Source organism: Bacillus sp. A260, assembly GCF_009861435.1.
Taxonomy (GTDB): Bacteria; Bacillota; Bacilli; order Bacillales; family Bacillaceae_G; genus Bacillus_A; species Bacillus_A cereus.
The window spans coordinates 2018653-2044136 of the sequence record NZ_CP046398.1 but is presented as its reverse complement, the minus strand read 5'-3'; the positions used below and the strand labels follow the sequence as shown (position 1 = coordinate 2044136).

Here is a 25484-nt window from a genome sequence, read left to right as displayed (position 1 = left end):
CCCTTACATTTCTGCATTTGGTGTATAGGCAACTTCTACAATAAATCCATTCGGATCGTAAAAATCAATCGTATAATAACCTTCCGAATAATGATCCATTTCAATTGGACCACGTATTACCTTGACTTTCGTACTAGAAAGAAAATCTGCTACTTCATCAACTACTTCTCTATGAATAGCTTGATAACAAATATGTCTAGGCCCTAACGTCCTTACAATTTCCTCATCTACTTCTTTAAAGTATATTTCACTTTCTCCTGTGCTATATGCTACTTCATTTAACTTTCTCCACCCAATTATGGAAAACAACTTATTATAAAAAGAAATGGATTCCTCTAAATTTGCTACCCAAAATTCAATATGATGAATGCCTGCTCGCAGTGTATTCATATTAAGAATACGCTCCTTGTACTACTTGCACAATTTCCATCGGCTTATGAACCATGTAATCTGGTGCATCTTTTTTCACTGTTTCAATAACATCATATCCCCAAGATACCCAAATTACGTTCACTCCAGCCTTTTTACACGCTGCTACGTCTCGCTGTTCATCACCGACATATAACATATCTTTCTCTGTTATTTTTTTTGATTTCAAAAATCTTTTTATCATTTTATCTTTACCAAACAAATTTTTAGAACAATACACTTCTTGAATATTTTCGATACCATTCTTGTGTAAAAACGCCCGAATATGCTCTTCTGAGTTCGATGATATGACTGCAATTCCGTAGCCTTTTTTATGTAGTTCATCTAATACTTCTTTCATCCCATGGAACAAAACGAGATTTTTTATAGCAGGCTGATATAATTTATAAAATTCCAACGCTAATATCGGTAGTTTATACAGTGGTACATTAAGTTGTTTACATCTCTCTGGCATCGTTAATTTACGTAAATGTTCAATTTCGTCTTCCTTTACTGCTTTATACCCATGTTTTTCAGCAAGTTGATTATAAATCGGTACAAATATATTTTGTGAATCTACTAATGTGCCATCAAAGTCAAAAACAATATATTTTTGCATTCCCATACTCCCTTTGCTTCTTTTTTCTAAACCTATGTTATTCAACAACATAGTTGTCTGTCCCTTCTATAAAAATAAAAAAGAACAAGATTTTCTCTTGTTCTTTTTAAGACAACCATTTCGGTGGTACATTCGTATTCCAATAAATATTTCCTAACTCATGATGTCCAGAGTATCCATCATCAAAACGGTGGTAATGGAAATTAAAATAATAACCATCTTGCGGTGGATGATCTCTTCTTACATGGAAACGCAATAAATCATTTCCAGATTTCGTATCGTAGACGTGAAAAATCTTCTCATTATTTCCACCAGCTGGTTTTTGAGAAATCGCTAATGATTGTAGTGAATCTTCTGGTACATCACTAGCAAGCTCAGCAATTGCCTCTTCAATTTTCGGTAATATTACATCTTTAAACTCATCTTCAATTACTGGACCAATTTTAGTACCAAACTTTTGCATCGACTGCTTCTCTGCTTCTTGCATTGCATAAGTAATAAAAGTATCGGTGGTTAACCTGTCATTCGTTTCTTCATATGTATAGGACGTGCTCTCCAAACTTTGTTGCCCAGCTGTGCTCGTAGGCTTGTCCGCAGCTTTGGCATTATCAAGTAATATGGAAGGAGGCGTCACTAAACCAAATGTAAACACGGTAATTAATGCGACTAAGGTTTTTCTAAACCAATTTGGCATTTATGTTCCCTCCCCTTTCACTCATTATTTTTTATATAACGGTGGTTTCTTCTATTATACAAAATGATTGTAATTTTTGCACTTTACAATTTTGTTAACGTTCACATATTTTTCACTTGAATATGAAATTGTAAGATTTCATACAATAAAAATACAACAACAATAAGGAGGCGATCAGATGACTTTAGATGTCATGTATTCCGCCGCAAGTATACTCGTTTTAGTATATTTTATTTATCAATGTGTTACAGACTAGAAAAAGAGCCGTCACTGGCTCTTTTTTACTGGTACAAATACAATCCATACAATTAATAAAATAAAAACAACGCTGCCTACCACAGCTGACAATAAATAAAACTGTGAAAGTATAACTATTCCATATAAAAGTATTGCTGGTAGTAGTAAATAACGATCTGCCTTCCATCTTAACAATAGTAATTTCCCTTCATCACAATATAAACGAAGAAACATCTTATTCGTAAATTCATTCCAATAATCACGTGCATAGCGAGAAATTGCAACTACAGCAAATACGAGAACAATAGCTGCAATCCACCTTGGAGTCATAATTATACTTGCAGTACTGATACATACAATTTGAATATAAAATATTCGTGCAGTACTTGTACGGAAAAATTCTTTCAAAAAAGATTCGACAATACGAGAATCAGCTTTTTTCCCTAAAAGTCTTTTAGAGCGCGGAAACATCCACGGTTTTTTATTCGAACTACTCGGTTTAGCCGCATGACCACCAACTTGCATAATTCCGCTCGTCCAGCGCATGCTTTCCTCCTTTTCTTTCTCGATTTCTTTAAAAAAGAACTTTTTATAATTCATTTTCTCTTTTACTAATACACTACTTAAGAAAATTACTAGACCGATAAATAGAATTGAATACAACGGATTTTTATAAATAAAAAATAAACTAATTCCAAAAAAGGACACGCTCATAGAAAATACTACATTTTTTACAATCCATAAAACCCATCGTTTCCCCACATGTACATGAACAAATCTCGTTAACAACGACAACATAAATCGAAATATAGTAAAGAATACCCAAAATAATAGGACTTGTATCTCTGTTACTTCGATACTTTTCATCAACACTGGTAACATAATAACGACTACTATTATATTCGTTATCGCTATTCGAACAAATGTGTACATCATGCCATACTGGACTAATTTTCGCATATGTGTTGCATACGAAATTAAAAATAAACTATCCGCTTGCTCAAAAAATGAACGAACTCCTCTTGGATATGTTACTAGATAAAATGCGAGTAATCCTAATCCGAAATAAATCGTCTCTTCCGTTGATAATTCATTTATCCATAGCGATCGATAATAGATTCCCATAAATATAAGTGCTGGAATAATAATATATAATGCGACTGTCCAATCTGTTACCGAACGTATAGACTTCCATTTCCGCTCAAGTTCATGGCGTAATCTCTTATAAAATTGTTGTTTAATCATGTTGTTCACGCCTTACAATTACATCAAAGCAGTCTAATAATGAACTACCCGGCATTTCCGCTAATATTTGAATAGATTCTAAATGTCCATCTGCGACTAATGTACCTTGTGAAATGAGTAAAAATCTTTCACAAATTTTTTCAGCAGTATCTAATACGTGCGTACAAAGTAAAATTCCTGCCCCGCGCTCTTTTTCTTTATATAAATAATTTAAAAACTCTTTCGTAGCTACTGGATCTAAACCGATAAAAGGTTCGTCAATGATATAAAAATCTGGCTCAGTTAAAAACGCCAATATTAGCATAGACTTTTGTTTCATGCCTTTTGAAAACTTTGATAAATACTCATGTTTATGCTTATTCATTCGAAAAGTATGTAATAATTGTTCCGCTCGTTCTTCCCAACTTCCCATTTCACTTCCACGAGCTGCCATTAATAATTCAATATGTTCCCAGAGCGTCAAGTAATCATAGTATGTTGGATGTTCTGGTACGTATGCATACGGATTTTTCTTTTCACCGAATGATATTTCACCGTCCATATTTACAAGTAATCCGAGTATCGTTTTAATCGTCGTACTTTTCCCAGCACCATTTGCTCCAATAAGAGCAACTAGTTCACCTTTTTCGATAGAAAAAACTATATCATGAATTGTTTTTTCGCCTATTTCATATCCAGCTGAGCGGATATTTACTTTTAACATGCATTCCCCTTCTTTCCATTTCCAATACAATCAAGGAAAAGAATAACATATAACTATCTATATATCATTATAAAATATTTATTTTCATAGCAGGAAAAAACATTTTTTAACAGAATATTAAATGTTTGATTACATTTTATTGGAGTTGATAATATGTCTTTTCAAATTCGTGAAGCAACGATAGATGATATAGACGCACTTTGTTCTTTAACGAAAGAATTAAAAGGTTCCTCTATTTCCTATGAAGATATGAACAACCGCCTACAATTCGTACAAATGAGTCCGTTTGATTTTTTATATGTTTACGAGGAAGAAGAAGCTATATTTGGATTACTTGGATTTCGTATACGTGAAAATTTAGAAGATGTAACACGTTATGGAGAGATTTCAATTATTAGCGTTGATTCTAACATACGACGGAAAGGCATTGGACAAGTTTTGATGGATTATGCCGAGCAATTAGCAAAGAAACATAATTGCATTGGCACATGGCTAGTTAGTGGAACAAAAAGAGTAGAAGCTCATCCTTTTTACAAAAAATTAGGTTATGAAGTAAATGGCTACCGATTTGTAAAATATTTTTAAACTACTTTATAAAGTGAAGGGACTATAACTATGACAAACATTAAAGCAATTTTCATTGATCGTGACGGTACAATTGGTGGTGACACTACAATACATTATCCAGGATCTTTTACATTATTTCCATTCACAAAAACATCCTTGCAAAAACTAAAAGCTAAAAATATAAAAATTTTCTCTTTCACAAATCAACCCGGTATCGCAGATGGAATAGCAACTGTAGCCGATTTTGTACAAGAATTAGAAGGCTTCGGTTTTGATGATATTTATGTATGTCCTCATAAACACGGTGATGGTTGTGAATGCCGTAAACCAAGTACAGGCATGCTGCTTAAAGCAGCAAAAAAACATGGACTTAATTTAACACAATGTGCTGTAGTTGGTGATCGTTGGACTGATATTGTTGCAGGAGCAAAAGTAAATGCGACTACGATTCTAGTCCGAACAGGCGCTGGGTATGATGCTTTGCATACGTACCGAGACAAATGGGCACATATTGAACCAAACTACATTGCAGATAACTTTGAAGATGCAACAAACTGGGTTTTAAATCAACTATAATACAAATGAAAATTTTGATTCACCCGAAATAATTTAAAACATAGTTAAAATAGCCTTTTTGGCAAATAATTGTATTCCACAAAACGGATCACCTCAAAAGGTAGCAAGTTCCCTTTTGATACGCAAACATTGCAATTCAAATTATATTTTTTATTAGTAACAGCAATTAACGTAAAGAAGGAATAGCTTAGTGGCTATCCCTTCTTTATTGACTTCTATTATTTACATTTGTTATCTGTTTTTATTGAGTATTCTCATCGTTTTTATACTCCAAAATATCCCCTGGCTGACACTCCAAAGCTTTACATATCGCTTCTAATGTTGAAAAACGAACCGCTTTTGCTTTCGCATTTTTCAAAATAGAAAGATTCGCCATCGTAATTCCAACCTTCTCTGAAAGCTCCGTTACACTCATTTTTCGTTTTGCTAACATGACGTCAATATTAATAATGATTGTCATATCCGCCACCTCAAACCGTCAAATCATTTTCTGATTTTATGTGAATTGCCTCTTGTAGAAGTCGTTGGAGGATAGCAGCAAAAACGGCGATAACGAGCGAAGCAAAAACGATAATGAGTCCCACTAACCCAATAGGAGGATCCATTTTTTTCGCTATAAAATGAAAAAGTGGCAAACTTAATACATACAAACCACTGATTGTAATTGCACAGCACTTTATATTCTTTAACGCCTTTACTGATAATTCCGAGAACGCTGTGTTCTCATCAATGTACTGTAAAAGATTGAAAGCCTGATAAAGAGCAACGTAAAAAGGCACAGCTGCTCCATACATTACAATGAAAACAAGATATTTTATCGGAGCAATGTTAGGATACAAATTCGCTGTGAAATCCGCCATTTCTGGCACTAAAAATATGCATAAAGCAAGCACTGAAATTCCAGCAAGAAAAATAATTACTTTTAAGAACATTGTTGAACTTCGTTTAAGATTCATTTACAATACCTCACTTATTTAATGGCAACATAATTTTATCACAACATTTATTGTTTAACAATAAATAAATATCGTTTTATTTTTGTCATGTTTTTTAATTTAGGCAAAAATAAAAAAGAATTTCTCATTACAAAGAAATTCTTTTTCTTGAAAATGCCTCTTTCAACTTAATTTTTTAAAACGTTAATTCGTAATGGAAATAACGATTATCTCTCAAATAGCCATTTTCAGCGTATAATCGTTGTGCTGATAAATTATCAATCTCTGTTTGCAATTTTACACCTTTTGCTCCATTTTCTAATGCGTATTCTTTAGCAGCTTCTAATAATTTTTTACCTGTTCCGGCTCCACGCTTCGTCGCTTGTACAAATAAATCATTTAAAATCCATAATTCTTTCATTGAAATGGAAGAAAATGATGGATATAGTTGCGTGAATCCAATATATTCGTCGTCTTCAACTGCTACGAAAATAACAGACTCTTTTCTCTCAATTCGATTTCGTAAAAATACTTTTGCCCCTTCTAAATCAGAATCTTGTCTATAAAACATGCGATAGTTATTAAAAACTGATGCCAGTCCATCTAAATCTGCAATTGTTGCTTCATATATTCTCATTTTACTACATTCCCCTTCCAATACTGTCTCATTATATCCGTTGCCCATTTAGGCTGGTGTATTTCTTCTGTCGGCATAAACTCTTTCATTATTGGTTTTATATCCAATATAGGAGTGCCATCAATAGCATCTAATCCCTCAACAATAATTGATTTACCTTCTCTTTTGATCACCTTTACAATTGTTACACCTATGCGATTCGGACGATTTTTCCCGCGCTGTGCAAAAATACCTACTTCAGGATAATCCTTATTATTTCTAGGATGTCTAGCAAAATACTGAATTTGCTCGTCAGTTACTTTATGAAAATAAAAAACAACTTCAATATGAGAAAAATCTTCAATCCCTTGTATACTTTTTTCTGCATACATTTCAGTTAAAGTTATACGGGATCTTACTTCTCCCCACTCATCATCTTTTATTTCCTTTCTTTCATTATGTACAAATGCGATTGGTTGAACTGAAAACATACGCATTCCCCCTCAAATGTAACCACTTACATTATAAAGTATTTTCTGAATGTTTTCCAGATATACGAATTAAGTTTACATAATATAATTATAATCTATTTATCTAAAGCTACCTTGACTGCTTCAATTGCATGTATATGGGTCGTATCAAATATCGGGACTGATACGTTTTCTTGCTTTATTAATAAACCTATTTCCGTACAACCTAATATAATTCCTTGTGCTCCTTCTTGTACTAATTCTTCTATAACCCTTTTATAATACTCTCTAGATTGAACTACTATTTTTCCTAAACATAATTCTGTATATATTACTTCGTTTACTTTTTCTCTATTTGTTCCTGATGGTACTATTACTTTTATATCATGCTCTTCAATACGTGACTTATAGAAATCTTGCTCCATTGTATATTTAGTTCCAAGCAGACCAACCTTTTGAATGTCTTTTCTTTTAATTTCTTTTGCAGTTGCATCAGCAATATGTAAGACTGGAATATCAATTTTTTCCTTTATTTTTTCAACTACCTTATGCATTGTATTTGTACAAATGATTATAAAGTCTGCTCCTCCCTTTTGTAATGAATATGCCGCATTCCCTAGAATTTCTCCAGCACCATCCCAATCTCCGCTAGACTGACATCGTTCAATCTCTTCAAAATCCACACTATTAATCAAACATTTTGCTGAATGTAGCCCTCCTAATCTCTCTTTTATTTCTTCATTAATAATTCGATAATATTCAGAAGTTGATTCCCAACTCATGCCACCTATAAGACCTATCGTTTTCATATAAACACCTACCTAAACTATTTTTATAAAACTAATAACAACGTTTTATTGTGTATATTATACACAATAAAACAAGACTTTAAGTTTGGAATATAAAGTCTTGTTTTAACGGAAATATGGAAATAATAAAGAATAATTCTACTTTCATTTCCAAGGAAATTTTTATAGAATATTCTGAAATTAACAATCTGATGTTTTTATAAATTCTTTATACTTATAATTAAAACACTCTCGATACAGCTCTTTGATTTCATCATATGATGGAACACGTGGGTTATTAGCTGGGCTACCACTTTCAATTGCATCTGATGCCATTTTAGAAATAGCATTTTCAAATTCAATTTCATCGATTCCGTATTCTTTTAAATTTGGAATACGAAGATCAAAGCAAAGTTTTTTTATTTCACCAAGTGTGTAGTCTGCTACTTCCTCATCAGAATTCGAATACAAATCCTTATTTAAACTACGTCCAATTTTTGCTAACCTTTTCATTGCACTTGTTTTTGTAAACTCTAACACTGTAGGTAATAGTATGGCATTTGATATTCCATGCGGTACATGAAATAATGCTCCCACTGGCCTTGACATTCCATGAACTAATGTAACTGATGCATTAGAAAATGCAATTCCAGCTTGTAAAGAAGCAATCATCATCGCTTCTCTTGCCTCCATATTACGTCCATCTTCATATGCTATACGTAAATATTTCATAATACTTTCAATAGCTGAAAGAGCAAGTACATCTGTAAGTGGTTGTGAAAATTTAGAAATATAAGCTTCAATCGCATGACATAACGCATCTATTCCTGTTGCTGCCGTAATTTGTGGGGGTAACGAACTTGTCAAAACTGGATCTATAATTGCTACTTTCGGTATAAAACTAGGATGCTTCATCATCATTTTTACATCTGTTTTTTTATTCGTAATTACTGCTACACTTGTAACTTCCGATCCAGTACCAGAAGTTGTTGGAATTGCAATAAGTGGTAGTGGCTTGTTTTCTATTTTAATATCCTTTTGGACATAATCCTCAACTTCTCCACCATTTGTATATAAAACCGCTACCGCTTTCGCAGCATCAATACAACTTCCACCACCAATACCGATAATAAAATCGCACTTTTCCTCTTTACAAAGAGATAACGCTTCTAATACGTGTATATTTGTAGGCTCAGCATCCACTTTATTATATGTACTAACAGTAATACCTTTCTTATTTAGTTGTTGCATACACTTTTCAACATATCCTAATTTCTCCATAATTGTATCAGTAACTATAAAAGCTCTTTTCCCTAACTTTTTTGATTGTTCTCCCAGTTTTTCAAGCGAATTCCTTCCATATAATACCGACTTTGGCATACGAAACTCAGAAACCTCTTGCAAGTCCCCCACCCCTTCTTATCCTAATTAATATTTTATAACATAAATTATCGATTTGATGAATCTTTACGATTCAAATTTTTTAATAGAGTCCTGTTAAAGTATAGAATGCGATAACTAAAAATACAGCAACCGTTTTCAAAATTGTAATAGCAAATATATCTTTATATGACTGTTTATGTGTTAATCCTGTTACTGTAAGAATAGTAATAATAGCCCCGTTATGTGGTAGTGTATCCATTCCTCCTGATGCCATTGATACGATACGGTGCATAACTTCTAATGGAATATCAAATTGATTGGCCGCTGCAATAAATTTATCTCCCATTGCACTTAATACTATTCCCATTCCTCCTGATGCCGAGCCTGTAATTCCAGCTAAAATATTCGTCGTTACTGCACCATTCACTAACGGATTTGTGAAAGTAGCAGAGATGCCATCTCTCATAATTGCGAAACCTGGAAGTGCTGCAATGACACCACCGAATCCAAACTCAGCTCCTGTATTCATCGTTGCAAGTAGCGCTCCACCAATACTTGTATTCAATCCAGCTTGGAAACCTGTTACTACTCGCTTCCAATATAATAATAACGTTGTTAAGATCCCTATAATAAGTGCCAATTCTACAGACCAAATTCCTACTACTGCACTTAATTCTACTTTTCCAAATGCTTTCATACCAATTGCAGAAAAATCAAAACCGCTTGGATACCACTTCGGTATCATAATAATAAACACTTTATTCATTACACCTACTAAAATAAGTGGTATAAATGCAATAAGTTGTTGTGCTCTTGTGATTTCAATGTTATTAGTTAATGGCATATTTTTTTGTTCTACTTGCAAAGATGCTGCCATTTCAGTATTTCCATCATTAAAACCAAAGTATCCTTCACCTTCCGCTTTTGCCTTCTTACGTCTACTCTCTAAATATAGTAAACCTACTGTAAGAACAAAAATTGCTCCTACAATCCCAAGTATCGGTGCAGCATAAATATCCGTTTTAAAAAATGTTGTAGGTATTACATTTTGAATTTGTGGTGATCCAGGTAACGCATCCATTGTAAACGTTACTGCTCCAAGAACAATCGTTCCAGGGATTAAACGCTTTGGAATATTAGCTTGTCGAAACAACTTAGCTGCGAACGGATAAACAGCAAACACTACTACATACACACTAACACCACTATACGTTAAAATAGCCCCCATTAATACAATCGCTAATATAGTACGTTTTTCACCAACTAACTCAATAATTGTTTTTGCGATAGAATCTGCAATTCCTGACATTTCCACTACTTTTCCAAATATTGCTCCTAATAAAAACACAGGAAAATATAATTTTATAAATCCAACCATTTTCTCCATAAAGATATTAGAAAAGAAAGGTAATACATAACTAGGTTCTGTCAAAAATACTGCAAATAATGCAAATATCGGTGCGAATAAAATAACAGAAAAACCTCTGTATGCTACGAACATAAGTAAACTTAGTGCTAATAATATAATAACTAACTCCAATTTTACCCCTCCATTAAACAGAATATTCTAAATTTTATTGATAAATTTCTACTAACCTTTTAATTCTGACATCCCTCCTCTTATTCATACAAATTTTTATGCTAAAAATGTCTAATTATAATTATTCGATTACATATGAAAAATCCCTTTAAACAGAAACGAATTCATCGTCATACGTTATAAAGGGATTGCTAGAATCTATATTTACTGCTGTATTAAATTTTTCTCTACACAAAAATGATACAGTTCTTCAACATCTTTCACTATGTAGGTCGCACTAACTTCAGTCAGTTCTTTTTCACAGCCATAGCCATATAAAACACCAATTGAAGCAATTCCATTCTGATTTGCACCTATTATATCGTGCTTTCTATCACCAATCATTATCATTTCTTCTTTATTTAGTTCTTCATTTTTTTGTAAAATATGAGCAATTATTTCTTCTTTTTTTATTCTCGTACCATCTAAATTACTTCCAATGATGTCTTCGAAATAATTCGTTAATTGAAAATGCTCTATAACTTGTTTCGCAAATACAGTGGGCTTTGAAGTTGCTACAAATATGCGATTCCCTGAACTTTTTAATTGTTGCAAGAGCTTCAGAATCCCCTCGTATACATTATTTTCAAACAATCCACGCTGCTTTAAATACTCACGGAAGTAAAAAACTGCACGTTCAACCTCTCCTTCACTCATATTATATCTCTCTACGAATGATTGCTGAATAGGAGGACCTATAAATGAATCTAACTCACTTATATGTACTTCTTCAATTCCTACTTTTTTTAACGCATACAAAACCGAATTTACAATTCCTTCTTTCGGATCCGTTAAAGTTCCATCTAAATCAAATAGAAATGTTTTATACATGTTTCATTCCTCCACTTAATTTGCTGTATAAATAACTGCTAACATCTCTTCCACTTCTCCCTATTATACTATCATTATCTATTTTTTCGAAAAATCAATTTCCATATGTCACATACTTTCAGTTACAAAATACGATAGATATGATAAAGTAAAAAAGTTACAATTATTTTAATAGAAACTGGTGAAACAAATGTCAATTACGTTAATTTTTATAATGGCTTTCACAATTGTAATCCACGCAGTTGAAACAAGCTCTTATAGTATTCGATTAGCGGGGGTTCGTTTAAAGAAGATTGCTGTCGCATTATCCGTCGTAGGAATCGTATTACTCATTTCAAGAACGTCAAACTTACTACAAGCCTTTTTACTTGGCGGGATTGTGGACGAAGCAAAACTAGATCCTTCTATTGATTTAGAGCATATTATACGTCTTGTACTATTATCTGCTTCTATCGGTACATTGCTTGCGATTATACTGTATCCAACTTTGACAAAACTATTTGGATATGTCATTCAAAACTTTGAAACAGACGGTTCTTTCATTCGAATGATGAAAACGAATAACATTCAAAAATTAAAGTACACAAAAAAATATGTCCGCTTTCCAAAGTTAGAAATGATTCATAGACTGCGTATCGGCGGTATTCCAAAGCGTATAATGCTTATTAACATGTTCGCTACTGCAATTTATACAGCGGGAGTTCTTTCCGCACTATATGCTTCTTTTTTAATTCCAGCTTTCGCAACAAAAGCCACTACAGCTTCTGGTCTTATTAATGGTTTTGCTACTATTTTATTAACAGTGCTACTGGATCCACGTATTGCTCTTTTAACAGAGCGAGCTCTTCAATCAGAAGAAGGTGCTGAAGCAATGAGTAAAATGTATGCTTGGCTAATGATTTCTAGACTTTTTGGTACATTACTTGCTCAACTGTTATTCATACCAGGTGCTTACTGGATTACATGGATTATAAAGCTTATGAATTAAATTTACTCTCTAAAAAAAAGCAGGTGAGATAACAAATGACTATACAAACAGAACAAGATATCATTCGCTTAATAGAAAACGACGAATGGATGATGAATGTATTACAAATGGCAAAATCACTAGAGCTACCTGATTGGTGGATTTGTGCCGGATTTGTTCGTTCCAAAATTTGGGATACTTTACATGACTATGAAGCTAAAACGGCTATGCCTGATGTTGATGTGATTTATTATGATAGTCTACATCAAGATGAGATATACGAACAATCATTAGAAACGAAATTAATGAATATTGATGCTACTATCCCTTGGTCTGTAAAAAATCAAGCTCGTATGCATGTAGTGAATAATATGCCACCATATTCTTCTTCTGTTAATGCTATATCTAAATTCCCTGAAACAGCAACGGCTTTAGGAGTTACACTTGATGAACTAAACAACGTTATCTTAACAGCCCCATGTGGTATTGAAGATGTCCTTTCCTTACAAGTGAAACCAACAGCTCATTTTCTTAAATCGAAAGAACGATTACATATGTACAAAAACAGAGTTATAAAAAAGAATTGGCAAAGTAAGTGGCCTAGCATCACAATCACATATCCAGAAATTTAGAAAGGGTGCCTCTCATTTATAGAAGCACCCTTTTCTTCATTTCAAAAAATGTATGACTGTTTCTGCAAATCTATCTGCTTCCTCATAATGAGGTGAATGACCGCTCTCTTCAAATACGATATACTTGCCGTTTCGGGCATCTTTATTAAATGTTTTAATTTGTTCTTCACACGTTACTACATCATGTTTTCCTACTATTAATAACATTAGATTTTGTACATCTTTTATTTTTGATAATAATGATGTATGACATGCTCCCTCTAATTTTAATCTATCAAAGTGAATTTTGGAGCGATTTGAAAATATTTCCCACTCTTCATCACTGTATAAACTCTCATCTGTCCTATCTTCCTTATTATTGTAAATCTCCATTCTTTTTTCTTCTAATTCAGCGCTTAATCTTATATAAGCTTCTAACAACTCTTCTGAACTAGCATCGCTAGATGAATAAGCAAAGCATTCTTTTGCTATTTCTTCTTTTCCATACTTTTTTAATAAATGCCCTGTTTTTTGTAACAAAGCCCTACTTGTTAATGCAAAATTAAAAGTTGGTCCTTCAAATATTATTTTCTCTATTGAACTTGGATATATCGACGCATAAAGCAATGCTACATATCCACCGAAAGAGTGTCCAATTATAGACCACTTCTCAATTTGTAATACTTTTTTTAATTCCTCACAGTCTTCAATCAAATCATTTAATCCAAAAGCTTCGTCTTCAGTAATTTCTTCTGAGCGACAAACACCTCTTTGATCTATCATAATTACATATAGAGAATCTTTTAAACGTTCCGCTTGATGAAATGAAAAATCATAACAACTTTCTCCTGGTCCACCATGCAAGTATAAGACTGGCTTATTTTTAGGATTTCCATGTGTTTCAACGTATAGCTTTTTCCCTCTAATATTCATGTATTTCCCTGCTTCTATCAAATTTTCCTTTATGATCACCACCCCTTTTTTTACTGAATATTATAACATTTAATATTAAATAATTCCTATTACATTTAAGAAGACGATAATTATTGCAAGTGGTGCTACAAATCGAAGTAAAAATGCCCAACAAGTAAATACTTTCTTTCCATAATTTCCACCTACAAAAAACTCTGCTTCTAGTACCTTCTTCTCCATTTTGAATGAAACGAAAATACTAATAAATAGTGCTCCAAGTGGCATTAATATATTACTAGATAAGAAGTCTACTGCATCAAAAATATTCTTTCCGAAAATCGTAATATCACTCCATACTCCAAATGATAACGCTGATGGTATACCTACTAAGAAAATGCCGAAACCGATCAGCCATGATAATTTCGTTCTCTTTTCTTGTTCACCATTTGCTAATGCTGAAACAACAGTTTCTAGTAGAGAAAATGCTGATGTTAATGTCGCAAATGTAAATAGTGCAAGAAATACTGTTAAGAAAAATCCACCGAATGGGATTTGACTAAATACAGATGGTAATACGATAAATAGTAATCCAGGTCCTTCTGTTGGCTCCATTCCTAATGAAAATACGGCTGGAAAAATAGCAAGACCTGCAAATAATGAAACAAATAAATTTAATCCAACAATTGTTATTGCTGATTTTGGTAAACTTTCTTTTTTATTTAAATAGGAACTATACGTAACCATAATTGAAATCCCGATACTAATTGCAAAGAATGATTGCCCCATTGCGAACAAAATACTTTCCGAAGTAATCTTTGAGAAATCTGGTTGTAAGAAAAACTTCACACCTTTCATTGCATCATCAAGTGTTAACGAACGAATAATAAGAGCGACAAATAAAACGAACAATGCTGGCAACATATATTTACTTGCTTTTTCAATTCCGTTTTGTACACCCTTTGATACAACCCATATCGTAATGAACATAAAAGCGAAATGTCCCATAATAGCCCAAGCAGGATTCCCAATTGTTTCAGTAAATAATGTGCCGTAATTTTGTCCTGGCGTAATCAGTTGTCCAGTTATTCCTCTGAATAAATAAATTAATACCCATCCACCTACAACACTATAAAATGAAAGTAGTATAAAACACGTTCCAACACCAAGGCGTCCAATCCAATGCCATCCTGTATTTGGTGCGATGCTTTTAAATGCTCCAACTGCTTGTTTCTGCGTACTGCGTCCAATCATAAATTCAGCTATAAGTAGCGGTAGTCCAATTAAAACAGTAAATAATATAAATATTAAAAAGAACGCTCCTCCCCCACTCTTCCCAGCGATATAAGGGAACTTCCATATCGCACCAAGTCCAATTGCTGATCCGGCTGCCGCCATTATAAAACCTAATTTCGAAGTCCATTGCTCCGTCTGTTTCATCTCATTTTCCTCCTAATTAAATCTTTTTATATAAATAAATAAATTTTATAAACCTATTCAAATAAACCCTCCATTTCTTCTTCCATATAATAAAAAAATGGCCTAGCATCTCTATATAAAGAGACGCTAAGCCATTTACTTAACGCGGTACCACCCTTATTGATTCCATTATGAATCCACCTTAGTAGTAATCGTTTGATTACAAACCTAATATCGAAGGTTAACCGTTAAGATTTACTAAGAATGTAATTCCGTTCCACCTTACTGCTCCTAGGCGAGTTCAGGATGTCATTTGACTATGTCACACCAACCCATAGCTCTCTGTACAAATACATGACCTTACTACTCCTATTCAACACATTGTAATATTTAGAATATATTTTCTTTTGAAATTAATATGAAGTATATCGGTTATATTTGTAACTGTCAAGGGGTATATTGATTTTTTGTCGAAATGGTTCATATTGATAACTCACTTTTACTAAGCTTATTAGCAAAAGAAAGGGTCTATATTTTCATCTTTTCAAACGAACTAAAAAAAAATCTTCGCGATAATCGCAAAGATTCTTTTTATGGTATAAGACGAGTACAATCTCTCGGAAAAGCACTAGCCTCTCGTACATTTGTTAATTCTAATAGTTTATATACAATCCTTTCTAACCCAATTCCGAAACCTCCATGTGGTGGACAACCATATCGGAATGTATTTAAATAAGATTGAAATTTCTCTGGATGTAATCCTTTTTCTTTAAACGAAGCGAGTAACAATTCATAATTATGAATTCGCTGTGCCCCTGACGTTATTTCTAGCCCTTTATATAATAAGTCGAATGAATCAGTAATAGCTGGATTCTCTTTATTTTGCATCGTATACATCGGTCTCGCTTCTTTCGGATAATGTGTAATGAAAACAAATTCACTATTATATGTTTCCTTTACATATTTCCCTAGTAACTTTTCACCTTCTGTATCTAAATCCCCTACAGGAGATTCTTTACGATACTTACTTTTCAAAATTTCTTGTGCTTCTAACAATGTAATTTTAGGTATTTCAGTAATAACAGGTACTTCTATTTGTAATAGTTGTAGTTCTATTTCACATTTTTTCGCTACTTGTTGAAACATATATCGTAAAACATCCGTTTCTAGTTGCATCACTTCATAAAAATCATGAATAAAACCAAGTTCTACGTCTAACGATATATATTCATTCAAATGACGGGAAGAATTATGATGTTCCGCTCTATATACAGGTGCAATTTCAAAAACTCGTTCTAACCCACCTGCCACCATCATTTGCTTATAAAACTGTGGTGATTGTGCTAAATAAGCTTCTTTTTGGAAGTATGGAAGCTTAAAAACATTTGCTCCTCCTTCTGCCCCTTGCGAAACAATTTTCGGCGTAAAGATCCGTATGAAATCGTTCTCTATAAGAAATTCACTAAAGCTCTGAACGAGTGTAGATTTCACTTTAAAAATCGCTGCGGTTCGCTCATGCCTTAATGATATTACTCGCTCATTAAGTAGTTGATCTAAGCCAACTTGTAACTTCTTTTTATTTATTTCAAATGGAAGTGGCTCTGCACCGTTTATTACTTTCACTTCATGAGCAAGTACTTCAACACCCAATTCTGTTTTCGATGTCTCGACTATCTCACCGATTACATGGACAACACTTTCTACATCAACTTTATATCCGGCCAATTCATTTTCTAATACACATTGAATTACTCCTGTTCTGTCCCGTAATAATAAAAAACTAACATTTCCAAGGTGCCGAATTTTTTTTACCCATCCTTGAAGTAATACAACCTTTCCACTTTGCTTTGTACATTCTTTTGTGAGTGAACGCTTCATTATTGAATCCATTATTTTTCCCTCCAGTAATTTTATATTTATTTACGTTATTGTTGTCATCGTCATCATCCACGGTCACTCACCCCCTTTCAAAGAATACAAAAATCCGCCCCTATAAATAGGGACGGATTTTTTTCCGCGGTACCACCCAAATTGTCATACTGACCATCTTAGCCCTGATAACGGTAGGTACCGTTTGCTTTTACTAATAATCACGTTCAAAGCAACACTCACAGGTGTCTTTCCATCATGCGGTATCGCAACCTTCCCAGCAACCGGCTGCTCTCTGTAGATCTTTGCACCATGTACTTTTCCTGATCATCACTTTTTATATTTACAGAGTATTCTAACTCCTTACTTTATAAAATGCAAGCCTTTTTTAAAACATTCTGATTTTCTAACTCCTAGATTCTTCTAAAGTGTGAAAAGTTAATTTTGTAATACATATTCTTATGTATTAAATCCAAAATTACACCTTTAATATTTTCCAATTTTTACATAAAAACTAATTCATTTACGCATATTAATAAAAATTTTAAAGCGAGGTGTGTTTATGCAAAAAGCAATTAGTTTCTTTCTCCTTTTGTTTTGCTTAATTGTAGTAAACGAAACGTATGCCTATTCACCAAAATCTTTACCAATCTCTCAAAACTCTGATCAATGGCAAGTGAATATTGATAAACCGAAAAAAACAAACAAGAATATGCTTCAAGCTAAAAAAGATGAATTTCAAACATATCATTTTTCAGTAAAGAATGTCGGGAATAATGAAGTATATAATGTAAACGTCGAAGTATTCCGCAACGAACCAAATAAGAAAACGAAATATGAACTCTTTTCCCTAAAGGAAAGTCGTTTGGCAAGTGGAAAAACTGGATTTGAACACGCTAATTTACCTGTTGCTACAAAAGCGGATGAGGTTGATGTAATTATTACATGGCAAGAACACCCTTTCCGCTCCATGAGAAATGGTCAAAAAGTTGAGTCTAGAAAATTTAAAGAGCATTTTGTTTTTAAAGAAGCTAAAAAATAAATGGGATACGGATATATTCACACTATCATTGATATAGCTTTATTTACTAGTACCAGTTCGTAAGCAAATTAAAAAGTCGTGGCTTATAAACGCCACGACTTTTTATATTAATTCGTACTAATGCCTCTCGCTGCCCAAATGCGATCAATATCAGCAGCATGTTGTCCGCCATATAAAAGAGCATCCGCTTGCTTAATCGCTTTCGCTCCATCACTGAATTTAGAGTTTGGTGTTAATGACCAGTGTGATTGTAAAATGATTTTTGTTGCTACATCACGGCCAAAAGCTTGTGCCATTTCGTATTGGCCTTGAGCCCAAATTTCACCATCATCATGCACTTCATTCGTTATATCTTTCGGATATACTTTATTCGTATCTAATCGGCGTAAGCATGTTGGATCTGAACTAGAATAAGCTGTCGCATCCCATTCTCCAACACATGCTTTACCATATCCAGTAGTCGATACTGCATCTTCATATGTAGCACCTAAGAAGTCGCCAAATCCTTCTCCCATCGCTCCACCTTCCGCTGAACTACCAAAGCCAGGAACTTGGTTATCTTGAATCGAATGCCCATATTCATGTGCGATAATACCAGCATCTTCTGCATCATCAACACCGCCAGTACCGAAAGTCAAAGCTTTTGTTGATGGAGAATAGAATGAGTTATCATCAGTTGTACCATTAACATTCACTTTTATCGAACGGTTATTAATATTTTTAAAACCTAGACTTTGAATGTAACGTTGCAATGTGTCGATATGATAGTACGACATAACATCTTCAAAGCTATCATTTGCGCGTGTATAGTTAAATTGTAAATTCGTAGATTTTGTTTTCGCTTTTGAAGAAATCGTTACATATTCTCCAATTAAAAATCCTGTTCCATCTAAACCTTTTAACGTAACAGTTTTCAGTTGGTTCGTTAGAGCTGTTGAATCTGCATCGTTATTATCTTTTAAGCCTACTTTACTACCGCTAGATACGACTGGGTTAGGTAAAAATACTTTTCCTGACCCTTCAGCTTTTCGGTTTATATCAACCTTTTTAATTAACTTTCCATTTTCTGCATCAATAAATGTTTCCCATGCACCAAATGGATTATTAGAATGGACTACAACTTTATATACTGGACGAGCAATTCCTTCTTCAACAATATATCCGAACTCTTTATCTGTAGGAGCCCATAAATTTTGCTCACTTGCTTCTCCAACATACGCCATTGATTTTTGTATTGCATCTTTTTCACTAATTTTTGTCGTTACTTCCTTCACACCTGTAACAGGCTGATAATCAGAAACAGCGAGTACTCCCTTTCCCTCTCCGTTAAGCGTAACTGTTATTTGTTTTGAAAATACAGGTGCACCATTAACAACTTGTTGGAACCTAACATATGAAGCTACTGACGTTTCTGTTGTAGAAATATATTGCAAGTCTGAAAGATCTGTTTTCAATCCATACTGCGCAGCATTTTCTTTTAAATATTCAGTTGCTTTTTTCTGTGGCGAATAAGCTTCTAACTTTACTTGCTGTTGTTTTTCCAATGCCGAAACCGTAGAAATTGTCCCCATTACTAACGGCACAGTCATTGCCATTGCCACCATTTTTTTATTAAACATAGAACCACTCCCCCTAATAAAGTAGCTCAACCTTATCCCATTACCACTAGGCAATGATTCCCCGCAAAACGGATGGATAAAAATTGAATCTACGAGTAATTCTCTATGAACACTTCTATTACCTTTCCATTTAGGGTAAGTGAAATTTTCTCAATATTTATGTGTAAAGTGAACACAATACTTTAGAAAGAAATTTCTAAATCCATTCCTTATCCCTAAAGCTTTTCATATTACTGTTTAAAAAAATAGGCTATTTTTTACCTAACGGTAGGTTGAAAAAATCACTTGTAAATGATACGATTTAAATAACCTTTTTTTAGGAGGATCTATATGAGTAAAAGTGAAGAAACACTCTCTTCAATAATGGAAGCAAGTTATCGCCTTTTTGCTACGTACGGTATTGTTAAAACAACTTATACAATGATTGGTGAGGAGGTTGGTATCGCAAAACCATCTATATATTACTACTTTAAGTCTAAAGATGCTTTAATTGAATGTATTTTTACTGAATTATGTAAAGCTATGCAGTTCTCTTCGTATTTCCATACAGAAGAGTTTACAAAATCAAATTTTATTGAAAAATGTATTGCAATTGGCCTTAAAATAATTGATGAACAGCGAAACGACCCTTATTTTAACCGAGTGCTACAAGAATATGTATTACTATCTTCAAGAAACAAGATGTACAAAGATCGATTACTAACTGTGCAAACAGAATATTTACATGGATTTGAAGTACTCCTTACAAAAGCAAATGAACTTCAATTAATTGAAAATAAAAATCTAGTTTCAAAAGCTCATATGTTAGCATTAGTGCTTGATAATATCGGAAATTTTATGATGATTGATGCAAAGATAGATTATAAACAAATTTGGATTGAAGCTGTAAATAACATTTTTGAAAGAAGGGGTTGAAGTGAATATAAAAAAACGCATTATCGGCTTAGATTTTGCTAGAGCTTGGGCGATGTTTGGTATGCTACTTGTTAATTTCATGGTGATAACAGGTGCAGAAGGAAATGGTCCCCCTTTTTTAATAACCTTCATGTCACTATTTGAAGGTAGAGCCTCTGCTTTGTTTGTTATACTTGCTGGCATCGGTATAACTTTAATGACTAGGTCAGCCGTTGCTAGCAATGAACAAATAAAAATTTCTAATAGCCGAAAGACCATATGGAAACGATCACTTTTCTTATTTATTTTAGGATTACTACTATATGTAATGGAGTGGACTGGGGATATATTACACTACTATGGTGTTTACCTTTTCGTTGCTGCATTACTCATGACAGTACGCAAAAAACTATTACTTTTTCTTTCTATCATTATTTTATTGTTCGCACAATCTCTTCAGCTTACTTTCAATACTTTCGAGGGTTGGGTAGGTCCAACTCCATTTATAAATTATGTAGACTTCTGGACAATAAAGGGTTTTCTTCGCAACTTATTCTTTAATGGCTATCACCCTATTTTCCCTTGGTTCTCGTTCTTCTTAATCGGTATGTTAATTGGCAGGTTAGATCTTCATAATAAAAAAATAAAAAAAAGATTACTCTTACTCGGTATTACAATCACAATATTGACAGAACTTTTATCAAAAGGACTTACACACTTTTTTATTCCATACATCGGCAGAGAGGCCGCCACATTTTTATTTAATACAGGACCCATCTTACCAAATGTATTATATATTTTATCTGCTACAGGATCCTCTATTGCTATATTAATCATTTGCCTCTATATCGCTGAAAAATATAGAAATAATTGGTTTGTCACTTCCATTGTACAAACAGGACAATTAACATTAACTCATTATGTCAGTCATGTATTTATCGGTATTGGGACATTAATTCTATTAAATAGAATGGAAAATCAATCACTACTATTCGTTTTATTATTTGCTACTGCATTTTTCATTTTCAGCATTTTAATTAGTGTGTTATGGAGAAAGAAATTTTCTAGAGGTCCTATCGAATGGATTATGAGGAAATTAGCCGGATAAATTTCCATCATACAAAAAGGAAGTTGGAATCATTCCAACTTCCTTCTCCTTTAATGAGCCGCGCTTAATTTAATTCGAACTTTCGTTTCACCTAAAGAAAGTTCATCGTCTTCGTTCGTTAAGTGACCAAATGTAAATTGTTTAACGAGTAAGTTTTCTTCCAATAAATCTTTATGGTTCGTTAACGTTCGCTGTAGCTCTACTTCTGTATCAAGAATAACATCCACTCGTAAATTAACTGGTAAATTCAACTGTTTACGATATTCTTGAACCGCACGAATGAATTCACGCGCTACTCCTTCTTGCAACAATTCTTCCGTTACATTCGTATCTAACATAACCGTATATTGTCCGTTAGTCGTATTAGAGAATCCTGATTTTGCAACTTTCTCAACTAACACATCTTCAGCAGTTACAACTACTTCTTCTCCTGGTGTTGCTTCGTAAACTGCTCTTCCTGTTGATACAAAGTTTTGTACTTCTTCTTGTGATAATTGTTTTAGCCAACCATTCACTGCATTCACATTTTTACCGAATTTCGGCCCCGCTGTTTTAAAATTAAGCTTCAATTGATATGATGTGTATTTTGTTTCATCGAGTTCAACATGGAATGCTTTTACATTTAACTCATCCATAACGATATCACGATAAGATTCCCAATCCATATCATTCTCGTTATGCTCAAGTAATACAAGTTCTGCTAGCGGCTGTTTTACTTTTAAAGAATGCTGATTACGGTTACTTCTTCCAAGTTCAACAACTTGTAAAACAGCATCCATTTCCGCTTCTAATTTCGGTTGAAGTAGTGATTCATTTACAACTGGATAATCAGCTAAATGAACGCTGCCTCCTTCTAAATTTAGATGAATGTCTTCCGCGACAAACGGTGTAAATGGTGCAATTAATTTACTAATTGTTACAAGCACTTCATGAAGTGTCTCATACGCAGCTGCTTTCTCAGCGTTCATACCAGATTCCCAGAAACGATTACGTGAGCGTCTTACATACCAGTTACTCACTTCATCTACAAGTGCTGCAATTTCACGAGCTGCATTCGTAAATTGATAATCATCAAGTGCAGTTCTTACTTTTTTCGTTGTACTATGCAATCTTGATAATACCCATTCGTCTAATTTTGTAAGCCTTACATCATACGTTTCTTTCGGATTATATTCATCTAAATTTGCATATAAAACGTAGAAGCTATACACATTGACTAATGTATCTACAAATTTAGATTTCGCTTCCAGTACTGTTCTTTCAGAAAAACGCTTCGCATTCCACGGGGCACTATCAACAAGTAAAGCCCATCTTAGCGCATCTGCACCAAACTTATCTACTAAATCAACTGGGTCTAGTGCATTCCCTTTACTTTTAGACATTTTCTGTCCTTCTTCATCTAAGACATGCCCTAATGATAACACTCGTTTATACGGTACTTTTCCTGTATATAGTGCTGAGACTGCTAATAAACTATAAAACCAGCCGCGTGTTTGATCAATTCCTTCTGCAATAACATCCGCTGGAAACTGCTCTTCAAATAACTCTTTATTTTCAAATGGGTAATGATATTGTGCAAATGGCATAGAACCACTATCAAACCAAACATCAATTACTTCTGGTGTACGATTCATTGTTCCTCCGCATTTCTCGCAGCAGACTTGCACTTCATCTACATACGGCTTATGCAATTCCAAATCTTCCGGTGTTTCTTTCGTACTATGCTTTCTTAATTCGGCAATGCTTTTCGGTGCGAACTGATGATCACAACTTTCACATTCCCACACGTTTAATGGCGTTCCCCAATATCTATTTCGGCTAATATTCCAGTCCACCATATTTTCTAAAAACTTACCAAAGCGCCCATGTTTCATATGATCCGGATACCAAGTAACAGAATCATTATTTTGTAAAAATGTATCTTTAATTGCAGTTGTTCGGATTAACCAACTTTCTCCTGCATAATAAAGTAGTGGTGAATCACAACGCCAGCAATGCGGATAGCTATGTTCATATTTTTCTTTATGATACAGTAAACCTTCCTTCGCTAAATAACGAACGATATCCACGTCACAATCTTTTACAAATTTCCCTTTCAAAAATGGTACTGCCTCTGTATACTCACCTTTTTCATCTACAACGTGCAAGAATGACAATCCTTCACTTTGAACAACTCTATAATCGTCCTCTCCATATGCTGGAGCAATATGAACAAGTCCTGTACCACTATCTCCCGTTACAAAATCTGCTGCAATAACGCGGTAACCATTTGTAACTTCTTTCATCGGAAATGGCGCTGTATAAGATGTGTTTAATAATTCTTCGCCTTTATGAACAGATAATACTTCATAGTTCTCTTTTAATACTTCTTGTACACGTTCTTTCGCAACAATGTATACATGACTTTCTTGTTTTGCTTTAACGTATTCCATATTTGGATGGACAGCAAGCGCAACGTTTGCTGGAAGTGTCCAAGGTGTTGTGGTCCAACCTAAGAAATACTCATTTTCACTATCTTTCACTTTAAACTTCACAGTTGCACTTAAATCTTTTACTGTTTTATACCCTTGTGCAACCTCATGTGAGCTCAATGAGGTTTGGCAGCTTGGGCAGTATGGTGAAACTCTATGTCCTTTATATAACAATCCTTTTTCATGGATTGTCCCCAAAATATGCCATACACTTTCGATATATGGATTCTTTAAAGTTACATATGGATCATCCATATCTACCCAATAACCAATACTTTCAGTGAATTCACGCCACTGCTTCTCATATGTGAAAACACTCTCTTTACACTTTTGAATAAATGGTTCAATACCATATTCTTCGATCTCATGTTTACCAGAAATACCAAGTTGCTTCTCAACGCCTAATTCTACAGGTAAACCATGTGTATCCCATCCCGCTTTTCTTAACACTTTATAACCAGCCATCGTTTTATATCTTGCTACTAAATCTTTAATTGTTCGTCCAAGTGCATGACCTACATGCGGTAGTCCGTTCGCCGTTGGTGGTCCTTCATAAAATACGAAAGACTGTGCGCCTTCTCGATTCTGAATTGATTGTTCGAAAATATTTTGTTCGTTCCACTGTTTGCGAATTCGCATTTCTCTTCCTACAGCTGATTCTTTTACATCTACTTTTTCCATATACAATCACTCCTTTGAATATTTTAAAGCACACAAAAAACCCGTCCCTATAAAGTAGGGACGGGTTTACCCGCGATACCACCCTAATTCTATTAGCATTTTCACTAATAGCACTTAGCAACGTACTATCATACGTGTTCTTTGTAACGGTAGACATCCGTCCGGGCTTACTTACTTTCAGCCTCGGCTCCTCGGAGATGATTTTCAAATAACGTCTGCACACCGGCTTTCAGCAATATACCG

25 protein-coding genes and 3 other annotated features (1 of these 28 running past the window's edge) are annotated in these 25484 nt (G+C 33.9%); of the genes, 7 read left to right on the top strand and 18 right to left on the bottom strand.

The genetic code is table 11. From position 1 onward, the window contains the following. Positions 1 to 3 precede the first annotated feature (3 nt). From GD442_RS10460 to GD442_RS10440, 5 genes are all read right to left on the bottom strand, one after another. Positions 4 to 390, bottom strand: a complete 387-nt coding sequence (locus GD442_RS10460; protein WP_001094666.1) for a VOC family protein — start codon at positions 388 to 390, stop codon at positions 4 to 6. 1 nt (position 391) lies between these two features. Continuing rightward, positions 392 to 1027 carry an HAD family hydrolase gene (locus GD442_RS10455; RefSeq protein WP_025687389.1) on the bottom strand — a complete coding sequence of 212 codons (636 nt, stop codon included), beginning with the start codon at positions 1025 to 1027 and terminating at the stop codon, positions 392 to 394. A 106-nt stretch (positions 1028 to 1133) separates the two neighbouring features. Continuing rightward, positions 1134 to 1721, bottom strand: coding sequence for a YpjP family protein (locus tag GD442_RS10450; RefSeq protein WP_001134421.1), 588 nt, complete (start codon positions 1719 to 1721; stop codon positions 1134 to 1136). Between the two features lie 267 nt (positions 1722 to 1988). After that, the gene (locus GD442_RS10445; protein WP_000595444.1) at positions 1989 to 3203 is read right to left on the bottom strand and encodes an ABC transporter permease; all 1215 of its coding nucleotides are present in this window, start codon (positions 3201 to 3203) and stop codon (positions 1989 to 1991) included. Then, positions 3196 to 3906: an ABC transporter ATP-binding protein gene (locus GD442_RS10440; protein ID WP_000921912.1), complete on the bottom strand. Its 711-nt coding sequence runs from the start codon at positions 3904 to 3906 to the stop codon at positions 3196 to 3198. The genes GD442_RS10445 and GD442_RS10440 overlap by 8 nt, the downstream gene beginning before the upstream one ends. A gap of 153 nt (positions 3907 to 4059) precedes the next feature. Between GD442_RS10440 and GD442_RS10435 the strand changes: the two genes are divergently transcribed. Next, complete coding sequence (locus tag GD442_RS10435) at positions 4060 to 4491, top strand: GNAT family N-acetyltransferase (protein ID WP_000009777.1); 432 nt, start codon at positions 4060 to 4062, stop codon at positions 4489 to 4491. Positions 4492 to 4521: 30 nt separating this feature from the next. Further along, on the top strand, positions 4522 to 5049 hold the full coding sequence (locus tag GD442_RS10430) for an HAD-IIIA family hydrolase (RefSeq protein ID WP_000181785.1): 528 nt from the start codon (positions 4522 to 4524) through the stop codon (positions 5047 to 5049). Between the two features lie 241 nt (positions 5050 to 5290). On the opposite strand, the gene GD442_RS10425 is transcribed toward GD442_RS10430, so the two are convergent. The 8 genes from GD442_RS10425 to GD442_RS10390 all read right to left on the bottom strand — a co-directional run bounded on the left by GD442_RS10425 (position 5291) and on the right by GD442_RS10390 (position 11651). Continuing rightward, on the bottom strand, positions 5291 to 5509 hold the full coding sequence (locus GD442_RS10425; RefSeq protein WP_000152532.1) for a helix-turn-helix domain-containing protein: 219 nt from the start codon (positions 5507 to 5509) through the stop codon (positions 5291 to 5293). Positions 5510 to 5519: 10 nt separating this feature from the next. Further along, positions 5520 to 6005, bottom strand: coding sequence for a DUF2975 domain-containing protein (locus tag GD442_RS10420; RefSeq protein WP_001050140.1), 486 nt, complete (start codon positions 6003 to 6005; stop codon positions 5520 to 5522). 175 nt (positions 6006 to 6180) lie between these two features. Continuing rightward, the gene (locus tag GD442_RS10415; protein WP_001223869.1) at positions 6181 to 6621 is read right to left on the bottom strand and encodes a GNAT family N-acetyltransferase; all 441 of its coding nucleotides are present in this window, start codon (positions 6619 to 6621) and stop codon (positions 6181 to 6183) included. Continuing rightward, on the bottom strand, positions 6618 to 7091 hold the full coding sequence (locus tag GD442_RS10410) for an SAM-dependent methyltransferase (RefSeq protein ID WP_000493258.1): 474 nt from the start codon (positions 7089 to 7091) through the stop codon (positions 6618 to 6620). The genes GD442_RS10415 and GD442_RS10410 overlap by 4 nt, the downstream gene beginning before the upstream one ends. 95 nt (positions 7092 to 7186) lie before the next feature. Then, positions 7187 to 7879: an aspartate/glutamate racemase family protein gene (locus GD442_RS10405; RefSeq protein WP_000848563.1), complete on the bottom strand. Its 693-nt coding sequence runs from the start codon at positions 7877 to 7879 to the stop codon at positions 7187 to 7189. A gap of 180 nt (positions 7880 to 8059) precedes the next feature. Next, entirely contained in the window at positions 8060 to 9262 is a 1203-nt protein-coding gene (locus GD442_RS10400) for an iron-containing alcohol dehydrogenase (RefSeq protein WP_001158673.1), read from the bottom strand. Between the two features lie 79 nt (positions 9263 to 9341). Further along, a complete protein-coding gene (locus tag GD442_RS10395; RefSeq protein ID WP_086407996.1) occupies positions 9342 to 10781 on the bottom strand; it encodes a GntP family permease in 1440 nt (479 codons plus the stop codon). Between the two features lie 204 nt (positions 10782 to 10985). Continuing rightward, positions 10986 to 11651, bottom strand: coding sequence for an HAD family hydrolase (locus GD442_RS10390; RefSeq protein ID WP_000278485.1), 666 nt, complete (start codon positions 11649 to 11651; stop codon positions 10986 to 10988). A gap of 190 nt (positions 11652 to 11841) precedes the next feature. Between GD442_RS10390 and GD442_RS10385 the strand changes: the two genes are divergently transcribed. Together GD442_RS10385 and GD442_RS10380 are read left to right on the top strand one after the other, a co-directional pair. After that, positions 11842 to 12639, top strand: coding sequence for a lipid II flippase Amj family protein (locus GD442_RS10385; protein ID WP_000028911.1), 798 nt, complete (start codon positions 11842 to 11844; stop codon positions 12637 to 12639). Positions 12640 to 12674: 35 nt separating this feature from the next. Beyond that, positions 12675 to 13250, top strand: coding sequence for a nucleotidyltransferase family protein (locus GD442_RS10380; protein ID WP_000155287.1), 576 nt, complete (start codon positions 12675 to 12677; stop codon positions 13248 to 13250). Between the two features lie 36 nt (positions 13251 to 13286). Here GD442_RS10380 and GD442_RS10375 read toward each other — a convergent pair whose 3' ends face one another. The 3 genes from GD442_RS10375 to aspS all read right to left on the bottom strand — a co-directional run bounded on the left by GD442_RS10375 (position 13287) and on the right by aspS (position 17447). Continuing rightward, a complete protein-coding gene (locus GD442_RS10375) occupies positions 13287 to 14162 on the bottom strand; it encodes an alpha/beta fold hydrolase (protein ID WP_001026102.1) in 876 nt (291 codons plus the stop codon). 75 nt (positions 14163 to 14237) lie between these two features. After that, complete coding sequence (locus tag GD442_RS10370) at positions 14238 to 15578, bottom strand: sodium-dependent transporter (protein ID WP_000814537.1); 1341 nt, start codon at positions 15576 to 15578, stop codon at positions 14238 to 14240. 116 nt (positions 15579 to 15694) lie between these two features. Further along, positions 15695 to 15943: a binding site (T-box leader), on the bottom strand. Positions 15944 to 16148: 205 nt separating this feature from the next. Next, positions 16149 to 17447 carry an aspartate--tRNA(Asn) ligase gene (gene aspS / locus GD442_RS10365; protein ID WP_000377341.1) on the bottom strand — a complete coding sequence of 433 codons (1299 nt, stop codon included), beginning with the start codon at positions 17445 to 17447 and terminating at the stop codon, positions 16149 to 16151. 105 nt (positions 17448 to 17552) lie between these two features. After that, positions 17553 to 17766 (bottom strand) — a binding site (T-box leader). A 222-nt stretch (positions 17767 to 17988) separates the two neighbouring features. On the opposite strand from aspS, the gene GD442_RS10360 reads away from it, so the two are divergent. Then, complete coding sequence (locus GD442_RS10360; RefSeq protein ID WP_001167906.1) at positions 17989 to 18468, top strand: hypothetical protein; 480 nt, start codon at positions 17989 to 17991, stop codon at positions 18466 to 18468. A gap of 107 nt (positions 18469 to 18575) precedes the next feature. Here GD442_RS10360 and GD442_RS10355 read toward each other — a convergent pair whose 3' ends face one another. Next, on the bottom strand, positions 18576 to 20087 hold the full coding sequence (locus GD442_RS10355) for a M36 family metallopeptidase (RefSeq protein ID WP_000482274.1): 1512 nt from the start codon (positions 20085 to 20087) through the stop codon (positions 18576 to 18578). A gap of 330 nt (positions 20088 to 20417) precedes the next feature. Here GD442_RS10355 and GD442_RS10350 point away from each other — a divergent pair, with 330 nt between their 5' ends. Further along, complete coding sequence (locus GD442_RS10350) at positions 20418 to 21002, top strand: TetR/AcrR family transcriptional regulator (RefSeq protein WP_000045224.1); 585 nt, start codon at positions 20418 to 20420, stop codon at positions 21000 to 21002. Position 21003: 1 nt separating this feature from the next. Next, positions 21004 to 22089 (top strand): DUF418 domain-containing protein, encoded by a 1086-nt coding sequence (locus tag GD442_RS10345; protein ID WP_001022158.1) that lies wholly within the window; start codon positions 21004 to 21006, stop codon positions 22087 to 22089. A gap of 50 nt (positions 22090 to 22139) precedes the next feature. On the opposite strand, the gene ileS is transcribed toward GD442_RS10345, so the two are convergent. Then, positions 22140 to 25241, bottom strand: coding sequence for an isoleucine--tRNA ligase (gene ileS / locus GD442_RS10340; RefSeq protein ID WP_000416533.1), 3102 nt, complete (start codon positions 25239 to 25241; stop codon positions 22140 to 22142). 53 nt (positions 25242 to 25294) lie between these two features. After that, positions 25295 to 25484: a binding site (T-box leader), on the bottom strand (it continues 51 nt past the right edge of the window).

Excerpts from the sequence above, each read along its gene's own strand:
- GD442_RS10420 (WP_001050140.1), bottom strand. The coding sequence starts at position 6,005 with ATGAATCTTAAACGAAGTTCAACAATGTTCTTAAAAGTAATTATTTTT.
- GD442_RS10350 (WP_000045224.1), top strand. The coding sequence starts at position 20,418 with ATGAGTAAAAGTGAAGAAACACTCTCTTCAATAATGGAAGCAAGTTAT.
- GD442_RS10450 (WP_001134421.1), bottom strand. The coding sequence starts at position 1,721 with ATGCCAAATTGGTTTAGAAAAACCTTAGTCGCATTAATTACCGTGTTT.
- ileS (WP_000416533.1), bottom strand. The coding sequence starts at position 25,241 with ATGGAAAAAGTAGATGTAAAAGAATCAGCTGTAGGAAGAGAAATGCGA.
- GD442_RS10440 (WP_000921912.1), bottom strand. The coding sequence starts at position 3,906 with ATGTTAAAAGTAAATATCCGCTCAGCTGGATATGAAATAGGCGAAAAA.
- GD442_RS10355 (WP_000482274.1), bottom strand. The coding sequence starts at position 20,087 with ATGTTTAATAAAAAAATGGTGGCAATGGCAATGACTGTGCCGTTAGTA.
- GD442_RS10415 (WP_001223869.1), bottom strand. The coding sequence starts at position 6,621 with ATGAGAATATATGAAGCAACAATTGCAGATTTAGATGGACTGGCATCA.
- GD442_RS10375 (WP_001026102.1), bottom strand. The coding sequence starts at position 14,162 with ATGAATATTAGAGGGAAAAAGCTATACGTTGAAACACATGGAAATCCT.
- GD442_RS10445 (WP_000595444.1), bottom strand. The coding sequence starts at position 3,203 with ATGATTAAACAACAATTTTATAAGAGATTACGCCATGAACTTGAGCGG.
- GD442_RS10460 (WP_001094666.1), bottom strand. The coding sequence starts at position 390 with ATGAATACACTGCGAGCAGGCATTCATCATATTGAATTTTGGGTAGCA.
- GD442_RS10385 (WP_000028911.1), top strand. The coding sequence starts at position 11,842 with ATGTCAATTACGTTAATTTTTATAATGGCTTTCACAATTGTAATCCAC.
- GD442_RS10425 (WP_000152532.1), bottom strand. The coding sequence starts at position 5,509 with ATGACAATCATTATTAATATTGACGTCATGTTAGCAAAACGAAAAATG.
- GD442_RS10380 (WP_000155287.1), top strand. The coding sequence starts at position 12,675 with ATGACTATACAAACAGAACAAGATATCATTCGCTTAATAGAAAACGAC.
- GD442_RS10430 (WP_000181785.1), top strand. The coding sequence starts at position 4,522 with ATGACAAACATTAAAGCAATTTTCATTGATCGTGACGGTACAATTGGT.
- GD442_RS10405 (WP_000848563.1), bottom strand. The coding sequence starts at position 7,879 with ATGAAAACGATAGGTCTTATAGGTGGCATGAGTTGGGAATCAACTTCT.
- aspS (WP_000377341.1), bottom strand. The coding sequence starts at position 17,447 with ATGGATTCAATAATGAAGCGTTCACTCACAAAAGAATGTACAAAGCAA.
- GD442_RS10435 (WP_000009777.1), top strand. The coding sequence starts at position 4,060 with ATGTCTTTTCAAATTCGTGAAGCAACGATAGATGATATAGACGCACTT.
- GD442_RS10455 (WP_025687389.1), bottom strand. The coding sequence starts at position 1,027 with ATGCAAAAATATATTGTTTTTGACTTTGATGGCACATTAGTAGATTCA.
- GD442_RS10410 (WP_000493258.1), bottom strand. The coding sequence starts at position 7,091 with ATGTTTTCAGTTCAACCAATCGCATTTGTACATAATGAAAGAAAGGAA.
- GD442_RS10390 (WP_000278485.1), bottom strand. The coding sequence starts at position 11,651 with ATGTATAAAACATTTCTATTTGATTTAGATGGAACTTTAACGGATCCG.
- GD442_RS10370 (WP_000814537.1), bottom strand. The coding sequence starts at position 15,578 with ATGAAACAGACGGAGCAATGGACTTCGAAATTAGGTTTTATAATGGCG.
- GD442_RS10360 (WP_001167906.1), top strand. The coding sequence starts at position 17,989 with ATGCAAAAAGCAATTAGTTTCTTTCTCCTTTTGTTTTGCTTAATTGTA.